This is a genomic window from Halomonas sp. LS-001, assembly GCF_052983955.1.
On sequence record NZ_CM129816.1, the window covers coordinates 2208891 to 2226428 of the forward strand.

14 protein-coding genes and 1 tRNA gene are annotated in these 17538 nt (G+C 52.4%); 2 read left to right on the forward strand and 13 right to left on the reverse strand.

What is annotated here, in order from left to right; all coding sequences use genetic code 11:
• Window positions 1-4: 4 nt before the first annotated feature.
• Window positions 5-418, forward strand: a complete 414-nt coding sequence (gene arfB, locus ACU6TU_RS10005; protein WP_447141289.1) for an alternative ribosome rescue aminoacyl-tRNA hydrolase ArfB — start codon at window positions 5-7, stop codon at window positions 416-418.
• A 132-nt stretch (window positions 419-550) separates the two neighbouring features.
• On the opposite strand, the gene ACU6TU_RS10010 is transcribed toward arfB, so the two are convergent.
• The gene (locus ACU6TU_RS10010; protein ID WP_447141290.1) at window positions 551-2137 is read right to left on the reverse strand and encodes an ABC-F family ATPase; all 1587 of its coding nucleotides are present in this window, start codon (window positions 2135-2137) and stop codon (window positions 551-553) included.
• A 238-nt stretch (window positions 2138-2375) separates the two neighbouring features.
• On the opposite strand from ACU6TU_RS10010, the gene ACU6TU_RS10015 reads away from it, so the two are divergent.
• A tRNA-Pro gene (locus tag ACU6TU_RS10015) sits at window positions 2376-2452 on the forward strand.
• Window positions 2453-2619: 167 nt separating this feature from the next.
• On the opposite strand, the gene ACU6TU_RS10020 is transcribed toward ACU6TU_RS10015, so the two are convergent.
• From ACU6TU_RS10020 to ACU6TU_RS10075, 12 genes are all read right to left on the reverse strand, one after another.
• Window positions 2620-3324, reverse strand: coding sequence for an endonuclease/exonuclease/phosphatase family protein (locus ACU6TU_RS10020; RefSeq protein ID WP_447141291.1), 705 nt, complete (start codon window positions 3322-3324; stop codon window positions 2620-2622).
• 58 nt (window positions 3325-3382) lie between these two features.
• Window positions 3383-4708, reverse strand: a complete 1326-nt coding sequence (locus ACU6TU_RS10025) for a tyrosine-type recombinase/integrase (RefSeq protein ID WP_447141292.1) — start codon at window positions 4706-4708, stop codon at window positions 3383-3385.
• A 590-nt stretch (window positions 4709-5298) separates the two neighbouring features.
• Entirely contained in the window at window positions 5299-8523 is a 3225-nt protein-coding gene (locus tag ACU6TU_RS10030; RefSeq protein ID WP_447141293.1) for a type I restriction endonuclease subunit R, read from the reverse strand.
• Between the two features lie 16 nt (window positions 8524-8539).
• On the reverse strand, window positions 8540-9058 hold the full coding sequence (locus ACU6TU_RS10035; RefSeq protein WP_447141294.1) for a hypothetical protein: 519 nt from the start codon (window positions 9056-9058) through the stop codon (window positions 8540-8542).
• The gene (locus ACU6TU_RS10040) at window positions 9051-9992 is read right to left on the reverse strand and encodes a GIY-YIG nuclease family protein (protein WP_447141295.1); all 942 of its coding nucleotides are present in this window, start codon (window positions 9990-9992) and stop codon (window positions 9051-9053) included. The genes ACU6TU_RS10035 and ACU6TU_RS10040 overlap by 8 nt, the downstream gene beginning before the upstream one ends.
• 331 nt (window positions 9993-10323) lie before the next feature.
• Complete coding sequence (locus ACU6TU_RS10045) at window positions 10324-11700, reverse strand: restriction endonuclease subunit S (RefSeq protein WP_447141296.1); 1377 nt, start codon at window positions 11698-11700, stop codon at window positions 10324-10326.
• On the reverse strand, window positions 11697-12620 hold the full coding sequence (locus ACU6TU_RS10050; protein WP_447141297.1) for an Abi family protein: 924 nt from the start codon (window positions 12618-12620) through the stop codon (window positions 11697-11699). Before ACU6TU_RS10050 ends, ACU6TU_RS10045 begins: the two co-directional genes overlap by 4 nt.
• A complete protein-coding gene (locus ACU6TU_RS10055; protein WP_447141298.1) occupies window positions 12617-12970 on the reverse strand; it encodes a hypothetical protein in 354 nt (117 codons plus the stop codon). Before ACU6TU_RS10055 ends, ACU6TU_RS10050 begins: the two co-directional genes overlap by 4 nt.
• Window positions 12967-14943, reverse strand: a complete 1977-nt coding sequence (locus tag ACU6TU_RS10060; RefSeq protein WP_447141299.1) for a type I restriction-modification system subunit M — start codon at window positions 14941-14943, stop codon at window positions 12967-12969. The genes ACU6TU_RS10055 and ACU6TU_RS10060 overlap by 4 nt, the downstream gene beginning before the upstream one ends.
• A gap of 107 nt (window positions 14944-15050) precedes the next feature.
• Complete coding sequence (locus tag ACU6TU_RS10065) at window positions 15051-15602, reverse strand: hypothetical protein (RefSeq protein ID WP_447141300.1); 552 nt, start codon at window positions 15600-15602, stop codon at window positions 15051-15053.
• 51 nt (window positions 15603-15653) lie between these two features.
• Window positions 15654-16934 (reverse strand): Y-family DNA polymerase, encoded by a 1281-nt coding sequence (locus tag ACU6TU_RS10070; RefSeq protein ID WP_447141301.1) that lies wholly within the window; start codon window positions 16932-16934, stop codon window positions 15654-15656.
• Window positions 16931-17380, reverse strand: a complete 450-nt coding sequence (locus ACU6TU_RS10075) for a LexA family protein (protein ID WP_447141302.1) — start codon at window positions 17378-17380, stop codon at window positions 16931-16933. The genes ACU6TU_RS10070 and ACU6TU_RS10075 overlap by 4 nt, the downstream gene beginning before the upstream one ends.
• Window positions 17381-17538 lie beyond the last annotated feature (158 nt).

Sequence of the window (17538 nt, forward strand, 5' to 3'; positions counted from 1 at the left end):
TCCCATGCTGCGATTATCCAACACAGTGACACTTGCCGAATGGGAAATTGAACTACATCCCATTCGTTCTCAAGGTGCAGGAGGCCAAAACGTCAACAAGGTGGCCTCCGCCATCCATCTGCGCTTTGATATCCAGCATTCCACCCTGCCGCCTTTTTATAAAGAGCGGCTGCTGGCATTCAATGATCAGCGTATTACTCAGGATGGCGTGATCATTATCAAGGCCCAGCGCTTTCGCACCCAGGAAAAGAACCGTGAAGACGCACTGGCAAGGCTGGCAGAACTGATACACGAAGCTACCAAACAGCAGCGTGCTCGCCGTCCGACTCGACCCACCCGGTCAGCCAAGCGTAAACGGGTGGATAATAAAACCCGCAAAGGTAAAACCAAGGCATTACGTGGAAAGGTGTCACCTTAAGCAGCAACGCCCGGCACCGGAGGGCGGTTGCCAGGCTTGATGACTTTTTCATGGCGATCAGGCGTACACTCAGGGCGGTTCGACAACATCCCGCCCATGACGCTTCTGCCTGGGGCTATCTTATATAAACGTTCAGATAACCCCTTGGCTGCGCAGGTAGTCATCGTAGCTACCACTGAAATCGACGACGCCGTCATCGCTCATATCGAGCACGCGCGTCGCCAGCGATGACACAAATTCACGGTCATGGCTGACAAAAATCAGCGTGCCTGGATAGTTTTCCAGCGCCAGGTTGAGCGACTCGATAGATTCCATATCCAGGTGGTTGGTTGGTTCATCCATCAACAACACATTAGGCTGAGTGAGCGTAAGCTTGCCGAATAGCATGCGCCCCTGCTCACCCCCTGAGATGACCTTAACCGACTTATCAATATCATCGCTGGAAAACAGCATACGGCCCAGTGCGCCACGCACGATCTGCTCACCGCCCTGAGTCCACTGCGACATCCATTCAAACAGGGTGGCATCGACGGCAAAATCATCACCGTGTTCCTGGGCAAAGACACCAAGTTCGGCACTATCTGTCCATTGGACTTCCCCTGAATCGGGGTGAAGCTCTCCCGCCAGTGTTTTCAGTAGCGTGGTTTTACCAACGCCATTAGGGCCAATAATCGCAATACGCTCACCCGCTTCCACGGTCATGGAAAGCCGCTCAAACAAAGGCAATGCATCATAGCCCTTGGTAATATTTTTCACATTCACTGCATTACGATGAATTTTCTTGTTTTGATCGAAGCGAATAAACGGGCTGACGCGGCTGGAAGGCTTGATATCTTCCAGCTTGATCTTATCAATCTGGCGCGCACGTGATGTCGCCTGCTTGGCTTTTGAAGCGTTGGCAGAGAAACGGCTGACAAACTGCTGCAATTCGGCAATCTGCGCTTTTTTCTTGGCATTATCCGATTGCTGACGCTCGCGTACGGCAGTGGCTGCCGTCATATAGTCATCATAGTTGCCAGGGAACAGCGTAATCTCGCCATAGTCCAGATCCGCCATGTGGGTACACACGCTATTAAGAAAATGGCGGTCGTGAGAAATGATAATCATGGTACTGCTGCGCGCTTTCAGCATGTCTTCCAGCCAGCGGATCGTATTGATATCCAGATGGTTGGTCGGCTCATCCAGCAGCAGTACATCAGGGTCAGAAAACAGCGCCTGGGCCAGTAACACCCGCAACTTCCAACCCGGTGACACCTCACTCATGGGGCCAAAATGCTGCTCAATGGGAATCCCCAGGCCCAGCAATAACTCCCCTGCTCTCGGCTCGGCGGTATAGCCATCAAGTTCCGCAAAGCGAACCTCCAGGTCCGCCACTGCCATACCATCTTCCTCACTCATTTCGGCCAGCGAATAAATGCGTTCGCGCTCTGCTGCCACTTGCCAGAGTTCGGTGTTGCCCATAATCACCGTGTCAATGACACGCTCATTTTCAAAGGCGAACTGGTCCTGTCGCAACTTACCCAGCCGAGTGCTGGAATCCACCATCACCTGCCCAGAAGAAGGCTCAAGGTCGCCGCCCAGAATCTTCATAAAGGTCGATTTGCCACAGCCGTTGGCGCCGATCAGGCCGTAGCGATTACCGTTACCGAATTTGACAGAAACGTTTTCAAACAGAGGCTTAGCCCCAAACTGCATGGTGATATTGGCGGTTGCGATCACGTATTGGTCCAGTTGAAGTGCAAAAGTCCGCCATTTTACGCGCTATCCACGCAGCATTCACCCCACCCTGATGGCGTTTATGTCTTTAACGACTGCCAATACCAGGTTTTCACCCGGAATGGCGCTGCCTAAAACGTCAAGCATTTGAAAAAAGTCACAAAAGAACTTTCATTTTAACGTCTGAAACGCTAGTATACGCACCGTCTTGAGGCGCTTATAAACGCGTCAAAACAGGCATCGGAGCGTGGCGCAGCTTGGTAGCGCGTTGCAATGGGGTTGCAAAGGTCGCAGGTTCGAATCCTGTCGCTCCGACCAGAAATTCAAAGGGTTAGCACTTCGGTTTTTCCATTAGCAGATTAAACGGAAACCAAAAGTCCAGTGCTGGTCCACTAAGAAGGCCCTCTCAACATGGCTTAGCTGCCATATACGGAGGGCTTTTTGCTTTCTGCCACGCTAACTTCTCTGCTAAAACACTAACTCCACTACAGTCGAAGATCGAGCGATATTGGCAGGTGGTCACTTAGCTCCAGCCAAGCGGGATCATCATGAACCTTGAAGTCGACTAGACGTGCAAGCAGTGACTGCGAGGCAAAGAGGTAATCGATGTGATACGGGCGACTGACACGGCGATGCATGAAAAATGTTGGCTGAGCCTCTTTTCCTTGCGCCTCCCCTGTCCAATGATGATACAGGCTTTCAATACCCAATGACGCTAGCTGGTTCACTACATCGGAATGATTCCACCAGCGATCCCACTCATCCCATCGAGAATTGCTATTGAAGTCTCCAGCGATTATCAAGGGTGACTCAACAAAGCGTGGCCAATTATCTTGCAGATAACGCCAGAGTTGTCCGATGTAGGCAAAGTTCGGTGAATTCGCTTGCTTCGTCCAAACACCAAGCACGTTAAACTGATTTTCAAAAGAGCACGGCAGGAAGAGCTCGTAGATGCTCGCTGGCCAACTCAAATAGCCAAGCTTTTCAGGTGTAGGTGAGAAGATGCCCAACCCTTTATTCCGGTTGACACCTGTCCATATACCACCTGATGACCATTCCCGGTAACCCTCATGTCGAACATGGTTCGGGTCTTCACACTCCTGGATCACATAGATATCAGCATTAAGCTTCTCGATTTCCATGAACTTTTTTCTGAAGGCGCCGTGGCAATTCCAGGTGACGACCCGCATACAACCTCGCTTGGCCAATGACAGCATTACTTTAAGCCATTCCCTTCTGACTTTCCTTTTACTCAGGCATGTCTAGCGCACCAAGTGCCAAACGAAGATGCTCTGTTGTCAAATGCCCATAGTGATCGATTGTGGTTGCTATGTCACGGTGCCCCATGAGTTTCATCACTGTCATCAGATCGGCACCGGACATGATAAGTTGTGAAGCAAAGTTGTGGCGCAGTGTGTAGAGATCGAGATCAGGGTCAAGACCGCCAAGCTTTTTGATGATCGGCCACGGTCGACGGCCCAGCGCTCCGGACGAAAGTCGCCTACCACTCCTAGGAGATGGAAAAACATAGCCTGTATTGGAACGACCGTTTTCGACCCACCAAACCTGAAGCACTTCCAAGAGGCGTTCAGAAATCGGAAAGCTAGTCGGCCGAGTGCTATGATGCGCTGTTTTCTCAATTACCTTGGTGATCGTCTTTGTCTGGAAGTTGACGTTCTCCCAGCGCAGACCGTAGACATCACCTGGCCGAAATCCAGCGTAGTAGATGACCAAAATCGCGGGAACTACATAATCGACATATGTGAGGTGATCCCAGTCGGGAAGATGCCGATTCGACTTCTTGGTGCGCGAGCGACGGCGCATATCCTTGCGATTCTGAGTATAGGCATCAAGCCCTCGAAACAGCCCAATCACTTCTTCGTCAGTCAACGCCCTTCGTGAACGAATAATATCAATACCATGATCATCGCCTGCAATAGGCTTTTTAAGTCGAATACCTTTTATCGGATTCTCAGAGATGAACTTCTCTTCAGCCGCCATGTTGAGCATGTTCTGGAGCACGTCATAAGACCGCTTGATAGTCAGAAATGCCAGCCCCTTTTTTTCCAGCCCATGGTGCCAGCGAGTCACGTCAGACTTCGTTAGCTCTGTCATGCGTTTTCGATACCAAGACTTGAAGTGCCGTTCAATACGGTCAAGGTCTTCCTGGCCTCTCTTCATACGTGCCTTATGCGGGCGGTAAACAGTTTCTAAAAACGTCTGGATGATCGAAGCGTCCTCTCTGCGCCGTTGCTCTTCCTTGCGTCGTTCGGATTCCTTAGAAGCCTCTTCAACCAATCGAGGTTCAACGCCTTGAGAAAGACCTGTCGCCATACTCTTGGCCATCACCCTTGCCTCATCAGGAGAGACTGTTGGATAGCGGCCAATTTTGACCGTCGGTCTCTTACCCGTGAGCTTCGATCGATAGCGGAACGAAAAGGTCGTGACGTTACGGTTGTAAAGCGTGCAGGTGAAACCACTGGTAACAGTGTCGTAGATGATGCGGATGCCTTTTTGTCTTGCATACTTGATTGCAGACTCAGTGATCTTCCGCTTCAGGGTATAGTCAGTCATCTCGGATGCGCCTCCAGTGATGATTAGGTCTGGTTAGACGCCTGAACATGGCAGGGATGGACGGCTCAGCGAGTCGTCCGTTACGGCTCCAGATGATACGAACATTGCATCATTGGACTAGTATATTCCGCCTTCAGTGTCCAAAGTTAATATAACCATGGAACCATACGGCGATCAAAAGATTCTATTGATCAATATGTTATTTGAACTCTTTGCGTTTGGAGCCTTTGCGCCTAAGGGAGCGCCAGCAAGATGGGGTTGCAAAGGTCGCAGGTTCGAATCCTGTCGCTCCGACCAGAAACATCAAGAAAAACCGCCGCTTACGGGTCATTCCGAGCGGCGGTTTTTTTTGTTATGTCAAAAAATTGTCAAAATTATGTCAAAACTCTACGCGGTTTTTTGGACCATTGGTGGACCTTTGTAAACCGTCAGCCCCGCTCCTTTTTTTAGGCACGGAATAACCCTCAAATTCTTTCGAGCCGACTGGCGTTAGCAGACAATCATTCTGGCCGTGTTTTTCCTAGTCAGCGGCGAGCATGGCGTCTGTAGAGCGTGGCTCTTCAGTACCTTGCTCTTCAGTACTTTGCTCTTCAATACTTGCCCGCTGATTCAGAAGAAGACTGGCCTCGCCCCGCCAGTAACTTGAGTATCAGCAGCGCAAACTGCCTACCCGTTTCTTCGTTTTCCAGCAGCGGCATGCTGAGTTTTTCATGATCGTTCATAGCATCAAGTATCGCATCGGTGACGCGCCTGGGAAAAAGCCCATGCATCACCTGCGCTTCATCATGCTGGTTGATCTGGGCCATCACAGCATCATCCCGTTGAATACGGTCGGCGATGCCGTTGGCGAAGTGCAGCTTATCTTCGTCGCTGATATCAGCGCCATAGAGGTCATTCAGGCGTTCGATAATCTCATTAATTCGCTGGATTTCTGGATCATAAGGCTTGCCGGAGCCGACCTCTGAAATGGGCTTCAGACCGTAATCGCCGTCTTGCTCTTCCAGAGAGAGGCGCTGTTCCGCGCGCTTGGTCAGTCGGTAGCTATCCAGTTCAAGCTCGCTGACGTCGATGGGGTCATCAATCAATAGCCTGTCGATGCGAAGTAAGGGATAAAGGTGTCTGGCGTAGACGCACAGCTGCTCCAATTCAGTATCATCAAAGGTGATGATCTGGCTCAGGAACTCGTAGGTGCGCACAAAGCTTTGCAGGTTTTTGCGGAACAGATCGAGTTCATCTCGGCTTTTACCCGCGTCTTCCAGCTCCTGCTCGGCACGCTTGATGCCTTTATCATCGCCCTGCTGCTCAGCCTGTCGGCGGGCTTCTTTCCAGGTGCTCTGCTGTTCCAGAATGACCTCATAACGTTTCTTAAAACGTTCCTGGGCGGGCTGGCAATGATAATTCAAGCGTGATGACGGTGCCTTAGGGTCAAAAAAGGCAGTTGCAAAAGCTTCGACTTCAGGCCAGTGATAGATACCGCTGGCATCCAGAGTGCGCTTGAGGTCATACACCACCTGCGGGTCGGAAACGTCGGAAAGCGTTGCTTTGCGGTAATACGGCGCAAAGGCGTCGAGAATATCTTGCGGCTCGTTGTAGAAATCGAGGATGAATGTCTGCTTACCGGGAAACAGGCGGTTGAGTCGCGAAAGCGTTTGCACACAGTCCACGCCCTGCAGTTTTTTGTCGACGTACATGGCGCACAGTTTCGGCTGGTCAAAGCCGGTCTGGTACTTATTGGCGGCAATCATGACATTGAAGTCGTCGGTATCAAACGCTTCGGCCATATCACGCCTGTACACTTTGGGGTTAAGCAAAGTGCTTTTCTCGGTGACTTCTTCAGGGATCATTTCATCCGCAGGTACACTACCGGAAAACGCTACCAACGGGTGAACGTCTCCATAGCCCTGAGTTTCCACATACTGGCGCATGGCTAGCTGATAACGCACCGCCTCCTGGCGGCTGGCGGTTACTACCATGGCTTTGGCCTGGCCATCCAGTAGATGGCGCACATTGGCGCGGAAATGCTCGACAATCACCTCAACCCGCTGGGCGATGTTGTAAGGGTGCAGGCGTACCCATTTGGCCAGCGTACGCGAGGCTTTTTTGGCATCCACCTCTGGATCTTCATCATCTAGGTGGGCTAGCTTCCAGGCGGTGCCGTAAGTCACGTAATTGCGCAGTACATCCAGAATAAAGCCCTCTTCGATGGCCTGACGCATAGAGTACAGGTGAAACGGCTCGGGCTTGTTGTCGGCGCTGGGCGGCAGGCTCGGGTCTGGCATCCGGCCAAACAGCTCCAGGGTCTTGGCCTTGGGGGTTGCCGTAAAGGCGTAATAATTGATGCGCTCATTGGGGCGACGTGACGAGACAGCCGCGTCCAATATGACTTCGGCGTTAACCTCTTCATCGTCTCCTGTGCTCTCACCGGCAGCAGCCAACAAGGTTTTTAGCTTGGTGGCCGAGCTGCCGGTCTGTGATGAATGCGCTTCATCAGCAATAACGGCGTAGCGGCCCTCGGCAAGCATCGGGCGTTTATCAAGAGCATCAAACAGTGCCGGGAACGTCTGGATGGTGACGATAATAATGCGGGTATTGCTAGCCAACGCCTCGGCCAACTGTTCTGATTTACTCTGGTTGCCCACTTCCCGGGTAATCGGGCACACCACCCCATGGGCATGCTCAAACTGGTAGATAGTGCTTTGCAGCTGACGATCCAACACGGTGCGGTCGGTTACCACAATTACTGAGTTAAAGCGCTTGTGCTGGCCGCTTTCGTCGTAGAGGTTGGCGAGCTGGTGGGCCAGCCAGGCAATGGAGTTGGATTTGCCGGAACCGGCACTGTGCTGCACCAGATAACGCTGGCCACCCTCCTCGTCCTGGGTAGTCTCAATCAACCGGTTGACCACTTCCCATTGGTGATAACGCGGGAAGATCAGGGTTTCCTTGGTCTTGCGACGCCCGTGGAAATCTTCCGTGGTTTTCTGCTCCAGATGCAAAAAGCGGCCCAGCACTTTCAGCCAGGCATCCGGGGCGAATACCTTTTCCCACAGGTAGGCGGTGGCGAAGTGGTTCTCATCTTCTGGCGCGGGGTTACCTGCACCGCCGTCGTTAGTGCCCAAGTTGAACGGCAGAAAGAACGTCTCTTTGCCCGCCAGTTTTGTGGTCATCGCCACTTCCGCCTGGCTGACGGCAAAATGCACCAAGGCACCACGTTTAAAGGCCAGCAGCGGCTCGACCTTACGGGTGATTGAGTCTTTCAGGGGGCGATCGTTGCGGTACTGGCGCTTGGCGTTTTCCACCGACTGCTTGAACTCGCTTTTCAGCTCCAGCGTGGCAGTTGGTATGCCATTAACGAACAGCACCAGATCGAGACGTGGATTGTAATTCTGACCAGGGCTTTCCCCGCCCTTGCCCTTTTCTTTGGCATGGGGTGAATAGGAGATTTCCGGCACCACCCGCAGGCGGTTGGCCTGATAGCGGGAAAGCGCTTCCGGGTTCATGGCGTGGTCGGGCTTGAAACTACACAGATCAAACGCTACCCCAGGCACCTTGAAGCCGTGACGCAGCACGTCTAACGTGCCCGCCCGTTCAAGCTCGCGCACCACCTTCTGCACAAACACCTGCTCGGAGGCTTGCGGGTTGGCCTTGCAGAACTTCTCCCAACGCTCGGGCCAGGCGTCCTGCACGTAGCCCAACAGGTCTTCGGTATACAGCGCCGTGGCGCGGTCATAACCACTGGCGGTGCCCACCTGCCAGCCACCGGCAGCCATAGCGTCGATGATGTCCTGCTGGAACTGGGCTTCCCTGCTGTCCGCCATAGAAAATCCTTAGTGGTTAAATACCAAATTGCCTGAGTTCATTCTGAGTATACACACGCCCGTAAGTACCTATCAGCCCCTTAGGGCCAAGCATGGTTAGGCTCACTACCGGCGTTGCGGTTTTAGCAAAGCCATCTGCCAGTGCTTGCTCCTGCTGTGGCAAAGTAAGCAAACCAACTCGCTCGGGTATGTAATGCTCGCCAAGTTCTATCAACGTGAATTGCGTCCACCCAGGGGTTAGTCGCACGGTGCGGCCACGCCGGTTTTCGTGCGTAATGGCCTTGACCTGAGTGAGCTGGTCTCCTTCTTCCAGGTCAAAGCCTGGATTGGAGCTACCTGGCACCATCACGGGTTCTTGACCAAGAGCCTCCAAAAAGCGCAGGCCGATAAACTCACCAATACGGCCAATAATGTTGTCGTTACCGCCAATACGCCCAGGCACTTTACGGCCAAGCTCCAGAATCGCCGCGCGCGCCTGAAGGTAGTGATCAATGGCCTGTTGGATCTCACTATCCCGCTGCTGAGGGTTATCCATGCTCGGTCTCGTTAGGTTTTTTAACGGCCTCGCTGACCTTTTGATCTAACCATGCAACATACGTTTGGCCGGTGCTTTCCAGCTTCCAATGTTGTCTACCGTTGGAGCTTCTGCCTGACACAACGGCTGCCGCAGCACTGGGGCTTGTGAAAGCATAGTCGCTGGTAAAGCGCTTTAAACCGCTATCAATATCCACGAGCACTTGGTCATCACATAGTTGCTGATATAACGACTGGTAGCCGCCTTTAGCACCTGTCCAGGAACCGCGCGCCGTTGAGCCTTCAAGCACGTAGAATTCACCATCTACTTCCTGCCCATAGGCCTTAATGCCGTAACGAGGCACTTCAGCAACAAAGCGAGGCGATGCTTCCGGCACCTTGGGTTCTACCCTAGATTGGCTTGATGGTGTCGGTCGTCCACGCAAGAAATCCAGCCCCAGCACCGGCAGCACGGTACGAATCTGCTCGATAAAAAACGCCATATCGGCGCGATCAGATTCCGGCAGGTTGATGTAGTCGTGGGCGGTGCCGTTGACCAGTTTGCAACGGCCAAGCTCGCCTGCCGATTGAATCAACAGGCTTTCCAGGTATTTCACGTGGGCTTTGGTGAGGTTCTGGTCCTTGCTGGTGACCAGGCAGACCTTTTCCCAGAAATCCTTGCCGCCTTTATCTTCTGGCCGGTTGTGTTGTTTCAGGCGGGTGCCGACATCATCGCTCTCACCGATGTATACCTGCGGGCGCGGGCTGCCTTCCAGGTCAGGGCCTACCAGAAAGTAGATACCAGTACGGCCACACTCGGGGCGCTGCACCAGCTCTGTTAGCTTGGTGCGTGGGCCGGTGAGTACATGGCCCGTCCAGTTCATGATCTCGGCGGTTAGCAAGCCATTGGGCGTGCCATCCACCAGAAACAGCCGAATGCTGCGTCCCTGTGTCATTAATCAAATACCCGTCAAATAGAAAAAAATGCCAAAAAATTCCTTAAGCCAATGATTTTTATATAAAAATTAAACAAACCAATTATAAAAACAGCTCTTCTATCAAATACCCATCAAATAAAGCTAGGTACAGTGTCTGAGGAGATAACCGAGCTTACCCATGAAAGATACAGGCTGACTACTTTACATATGAAATCTATATGTAAGGTTTGAGTCACCAAGTTTACACATACGTTTTGCATGCCAAGATGCCGCTCTTATACGGTTGGCGGCTACGGGGCTAAAGCTTATGTACTGATATTATTGAACCCAACGGCAGGCCGGAAAGGTCTCAAACTTCATCGACTGTCTCCCTGCTTCTCAATTCCTTCTCCGGCGGCGGCTGCAAGCCGCGAACATCGATCTTGCCGGTGACCGCAGCGGAGATAAGGGCTGTTCGGCGTTCTTGAAGATGCTTAATAGCTTTCTTCGATTCTGCAGTGAGTTCATCTATAACACTAGAGATTGAGCTAATATAAGCTGAAATCTTGACCTGCTCCTCACACGAGGGTATGGGCATTTTAATAAACTTAACCTCGCCACAGTTTAAATGAGGGTGCATCCCCCCAGTTCTTAACGAAAAAAGCACTGACTTACCTACATGTGACTGCAGGAATTTTGCCAAATATGCACCTACTAATTTTTCCGAAACTGGCTGCAGTATTATTAAAGCATGGCAGTTATAACCTTCCTCGCTGGAGCTAACTACAGCGACGTCGCCAGTCCCTGCTCCTGTCTGAACAATCAACACATCACCTTCCTGAAGAATTGACTTCCTCATTTTGTTACTCCATTCGGGAGTTACAAAATATTTTCCATCAAAGTTTATGACTCCATTTTTTATATGTGTCGCTTGTACGTAAGGGACCCCCGCACTAACTAAAATGTCCCTAGTGGGCCCTACATAGCCATTCGTTATCTTTTGAGTGACTTGATTTATCGATTGCACTCCCCAATGCTCAGGCACTTCCCCCAGCCACTCCACCCCGGAGTCCTTCATCGGCACATCGGGATCGAGCCCTTTGGTGACGGCATGGGAAATCACCGCCTGGCGTTTCTCCTTAAGCAGTGTGATCAGGCGCTGCTGCTCTTCCACCAAGGCGTCAATGCGGGCGGTTTCGTGATCGAGGAAGGTGGCGATTTGAGTTTGCTCTGAGCCTGGGGGGAAAGGTGTAGGCACTGACGCTACTTTTTCTGCAGTAAAGTGAGCAATAGTCGACTTGTTACAGAGCACGTCAACGAAGCCCTTTTGCTTAATAGCGAGCATCCAATAGAAAAGGAAAGACGAGCAATTATTAGCATTTGGTCTCACCCTATTTATTGAATTTTGAATGTGATAACCAGGGCCATTGCTCCATAGTGCTGGACGACCAACATCGCCTCCTTCGCTGACCAATAAATCTCCATACTCGAGAGCCAGCTGACGCGCTTCGGATGGGCTGAACCACATTTTTCTTACATCTTTAAGGTTAACTCCCGTGGGCTGTATATTAGCAGCACGCAAATATGGAAGAAGTTGGTCACTTTCCTTTTTGGGCCCAGGTTGTAGCATTTTTCCTAAAATAACGTCATGACCACGCTTCAAAGCTGTAACTTCCCAATGCACCGGCACTTTCCCCAGCCACTCAACGCCGGAGTCCTTGTATTCGGGATAGGCGGGGTAATTCATAAATGGCTCCCTGGCTGCATTTCTTGCAAGGCATCTGCCCAGAATGGCTGAGCCTGCCAGTTGGGTAAAAAACCCATCTGTTGGGTATCAACATCATGACTAGCAAGTAATTTACCAAGACGCTGCCTCCAGGTATGCCCTGGGCTGATCTTGTCCAGTAAATAAGCCAACATAGTGAGCGTGTTATAAATATTCCGCGGGCTTGCAGGGTTCACTACCGCAGCGACTTCAGCGGGTTTACGGTTTGGCACTTTCATGGTCACAGTAAGGCGGCGATTCCAAACGCGGCTATGATGAGCACATAGGTTGCGTACGTAGGTAATATGCTGAAGGGTTGAACGCATGACACCCTGATCCAAGCCATAGGTTGATGCTATCTGACTCACATCTCCTGGCGGCAGCTGGTTAACCCAACGTGACAGCAACCCAAGCGACATGACTTCACAAACTGCCCATACGGGAGGTGTTTCAGGCTCGCAGTAGGTCTGCTGATAATGTTCGATAAATACTTCATCAGAGCGTGAGATTTCTTTTTTCAAACTGGCGAGATTTTTAACGTGCCAGACAGAACGCTTTGCAAGCCCTGGATCGAGATAGGCATGAGAACCATAGCGGTGAGCCATGTAGTAAGCCCAGGCCGTTCGAAAGGAGACTTCTATCCGCTCAATCGCATCAAGCAGTAACAGCCGGAATTCTCGATCAAATACATAGAGGTTCACCACGTCCTCAAAATCGGTTCCCTTATGAAACTGCCGGGGTGATGACTGCTCTTGAAACGGAAGCCAATAAGCAGTTAGCCGATAATAGTTGAGGTGGCGTAGGTAATGAAGCGCGCTAGCCGGGTCATGCACATCAAGACCGCGACCACGCAGAATGGAAAGCTGTTCTTCATAGGTACTGGCGGGTTTGCTGAACTTCATTTCAAACCCCACAAATAAGTAACCCGCCGGTTTGAGGGTACTCTTGCGAGCATAGCCTTGGCGGGTTTTCTTGACATGAATATTAGAGAATTTTTTTCAGCAAGGCAAGTGCTCACCAGCGCCGTTCTAGGGTGATTTTTTTTGAAATCAAAAAAACCCGCCAAAGTATGCTTCCGTGAGAGGCGTGGCGAGTGTGTCATCAGGGTGAACGTAAAACACTTGCTGAAAAAGTAACCCGCCGGTTTGAGGGTACTCTTGAGAGCATAGCCTTGGCGGGTGTTGTTGCCGATAAGAGTAGGGAATGATGCCCACAAGATCAACCGCGTATTCAGGCGCTTTCTCATCGTCATGCCGATAGCTCCTCGATCATCTGCTTGATCTTGTCGGTGCAGGCTTTGAGGTCGGCGTCGATTTCCTCCAGCGGGCGCGGCGGCGTGAACTGGTAGAAATGGCGGTTGAAAGGAATCTCGAAGCCGACAATGCCGATGCGGCCATCCAGCTCGTCACGTTTGTTTTCATCGATCCAGGCATCCGGTACGTGGGGTTTCACCTCGCGCTCGAAGTAGTCATAAATCGACTCACCATAGGGCACGTTCTCGTTATCCCGCAGGCCGGTATCCGGCTCAGGGTTGCCGTGTTTATCCAGGCAGATATCAGCGGCCGAGTCACGTTCGGAAAGCGCGTTGAGTATCGCCTTCTGTACCGGAGCACCAATCTTCAGGCCTTCGGCTTTTAGCGCCGCATTCAAAGCCTTTATGAAGACGTCGCGATTGGTGTAGTGCTGCTCGCCTAGTTGTTCGCAGGCGGCTTTGAGGGCGGCTTGCTCAGCATCATCGAGTTTCTGGAGGGCTTTTTCGTCATCCAGCTTGGCCAGACGTTCGGTGCTGGCTTCGAAATTGAGACGCAGCGGACGCTCAACGGTGATGCGCCGATAGCCAAAGGTTTCTATCGGGAAGATTTTGCTCTCGTCGTTTTCTTCACAGGCACCATAACTCCGCACGATATCGTCAATGTCAGGATCAGTGATGTATTGGCGTTTGCTGCCCAGCGACTTGCGCATCTTGCTGGCGCGGCCGGTGGCGTTGATCAGCTGCACCTTGCCCTTGCGCTCGGCGGGCTTGTCGTTGGAAAGCACCCACACATAAGTAGCAATGCCAGTGTTATAGAACATATCCGTGGGCAGGCCGATAATGGCGTCCACCAGGTCATGCTGCAGCAGGTAGCGGCGGATCTCGGATTCGCCACTGCCCGCACCGCCGGTAAACAGCGGCGAACCGTTAAGGATGATACCGATCCGCGAGCCGCCGTCCTGACGTGGGCGCATTTTGGCCACCAGGTGCATCAGAAACAGCAGGGAACCATCAGAAACGCGCGGCAAGCCAGGGCCGAAGCGGCCATCGTAGCCGCGATACTTATGTTCATCGGTGACCTGCTTCTGCACCTTTTTCCACTCGACGCCAAACGGCGGGTTGGAGAGCATATAATCAAAGCGCTCACCGGCCAGCTGGTCATCGGAGAGCGTATTACCCAGCTTGACCCGTTCGACTTCCTGCCCCTTGACCAACATATCACCCTTACAGATGGCGTAGGACTCAGGGTTAAGCTCCTGGCCGTGCAGCGACACGCTCATGCCGCCACTCACTTGCTGAATATACTCATCGCTTTCGGAAAGAAAGCCGCCGGTGCCTGCGGTGGGATCATAAACGGTCACGATACTGCCACTTTTCAGCTTGGCATCTTGGCCGGTCAGCACAAGCGAAGTGGTCAGATGAACAATGTCGCGAGGTGTGAAGTGCTCCCCGGCGGTTTCGTTGGAGCTTTCAGCAAATTTGCGAATCAGCTCTTCGAAAATGCCGCCCATGCCATGGTTGCTTACCCGCGCCGGGCTCAGGTCGATCGCCGCAAACTGCTGCACTACTTTATAGAGCAGGTTATTGGTGCTGAGCTGCTGTACAAAGCTCTCGAACTCGAAGTGCTCGAAGATCTCACGAGCGCTCTGGCTGAACGATTGCACATAGCTCATCAAGTCGTCGCTGGTCTGGGTGTCGGAAAGGCTACCCAAGCTAAGCGGTGAGGCATTGAAAAACGGCTGATCCGCTGCGCGTAGGAGCAACTTCTCACGCACGGCTTCGGGCTTGTTCTGGTGATCTTCTGTCGCTTTCAGCACCTCAGCCTTGGTGGGTGCCAATACACACTCCAGACGGCGCAGCAGCGTAAACGGCAAAATGATACGGCCATACTGGGATTGTTTGAAATCGCCGCGTAAAAGATCAGCCACCGACCAGATAAAGGCCGCCAGCTGAGAGTGACTTTCCGTGTTCACGGTGCATCTCCAAGTCTAAGTGCAATGAGTAATAGTGGGCACTATCATACACCGCTTGCAGGGCTTGATCAGTGGGCGAACCGTTTACGCAAGGCAACTGGGGAACGCTAATACCCCGCGGGAACCAGTTGCCAAGCGCTGTTCGCAGGATCGGCTTCTTCACAAGGCAGCATTAACAGGCTTCTCCATCTGTGATCCGGGCTGTATGTTGTATGCGACTCTGTCCCTGCCGCTATACACAGGTGGCTGCCCTTCAGCTGTAACTGCTCTTTCGAGTTGAATTCAAATTTCTGAAAGTTCCTGGCGTTCAGGAAAGGCTGCTCGGCGCCACAGGCTTTAAGCATAAGGGCGTTGCCAGCCAGCGCTTTATCGTTTAGCCCCATCACGGTGACACAGCCTTCGTAAGCCGGAAAATACAGGCTTTGATCATTTCTGTACTGAACGACTTCGTCTGCATAAACCTGCGGGCCTTTGCAATTATGGGCCGTCAGGGGCATATCTAAACGGATATGCCTTCCACTGCCAACCACATCAAGGCAGTAACCATCGTCGGGGCGGTCCAACCGGTCTTTTAACTGAAGGTACTCCCTCGCCTCGGGCTGAGAAAAGGCCTGACCGCTACTTAGAAGTAACACGGCGATGATCATTTTTTGCCACATAGAGACGTTCCTGTCTGTTTAGAATATATCTGTCGGGTGACGGATGATTCATCACCCCCTTATACGCAACAATTCATTCCAGTGCGTAGTGTAACGCGGGGTACGATGCGCACAACGTAGCATCCAGGCGTTGTGCTGACGCGGCAAGCCAAGCTGTATGGTGCCTTTTCCGAGCTCGCGGTTAAGCTTATCCATTGTCGCCATCAACCGTTCACGGCGCCTGGCGTCTGCCGTCGTTTGCGCTGACTCCGTCAGCCTGAGTTGCCGGTTCTCACGAGGCGCAATATCCAACAACATCACCCCCACTTTATGGTATTGAAAACCGGTTCGCCATAATTGCCTGAGACCCTGGATGGCTGCGCCAATCAGCTCACGACTGTCATCGGTTGGTCGATGTAACGGCACTACGACCTGGCAGCGCAGCTGGGGCAACTCCACGCGAAATGGGTTAGTACGTATAAACACCAGCACCGCACTGGTGACACTTTGTTGCAGGCGCAGTTTTTCTCCGGCTCGCGCGGTGTGATGCCGCAACGCCTCATGCAAATCACGAAAGTCGTTGGTCAGCCGCCCAAAACTGCGCGATACCATGATCTGTTGCTTGGGCATCTGCATATCATCCAATGGGATCGCTGGCTGGCCGCGTAACTCCCAAACAATGCGCTCCTGAATAACGGAAAAATGCTGGCGTATTTGCCGGGGGTCAGCTTCGCGTAACTGCCAGGCGGTTTTGATCCCTAAACGTTTCAAACGCTCACCTGTTCGCCAGGCAACGCCCCATAGTTCTGTTACCGGCAATTGCTGCAGCTGCAGGCGGGTAATGTCGCTATCCGCTGTCAGCAAGCAAACGCCACTGGCCTGGTAAGTGGCATGCTTTTTGGCCATATGATTTGCCACTTTCGCCAATACCCGAGTCGGTGCAAGCCCTACCGACACAGGCACACCTGTCCATTGGCGCACCGTCTTACGTAACTGCTGGCCTTGGGTCTCTAATGTGCCTGACGCCTCGCCCTGAAAGCCCACAAAACTTTCATCAATCGAGTACACCTCAACATTGGGCGAGAATTCGCCGAGCACATCGGTGACACGTCGTGACATATCACCATACAGCGCGTAATTACTGGAAAGCAGTATCGTTTGGCGGCGAATGGGTGGAGGCAAGGCGTGCATGGGCGTACCCATTGCCACCCCCAACGCCTTCAGCTCATTGGAGCGCGCCACAATGCAGCCGTCGTTATTGGAAAGCACACCAACAGGACGCCCTTCCAGCGACGGATTGAATACCCGTTCACAGGAGACGTAGAAGTTGTTGCAGTCCACCAACGCCATCATGGCGATGATGCACCAGGCAGACTGTGCAATACGTGCGTGACCACGCCCCAGACATGAGACTCACGGCCTTCAAGGGGTATCGGCTGGTAAGCGGGGTTGCTGGCATGCAAGTAGGCACGCTGCCCCATATATTCGAGACGCTTGACGGTCAACTCGCCATCAACGGCGATAACGATAATGCGGCCTGACATCGCTGCCAGGCTGCGATCAACGACGAGCAGGTCACCGTGATGGATACCATCACCGACCATGGAGTCGCCTTCAGCACGTACAAAATAGGTGGCAGCAGGACGCTTGACCACATAACGATGCAGGTCCAGATCGGTATCGAGATGATCATCCGCCGGGCTTGGGAAGCCGGCGCGTACCGCACTGGAAAAGAGTGGCAAGGCTAACGGCAAGGCAGACGGATCCGCTCGCCCCAGAACAGAAATGGTTAACGACATCACGCGTGACCTGTGTAATGAGCTGTATAACAAAAATTGCATACATACACTGTATATAAAAACAGCATCAGTGCATAGTACCATCACACAACAACAGCGCAACCATCGCCAGCCTATAAAAAAAGGGCGCCGTCAATGGCACCCTTTTCAATGATAAA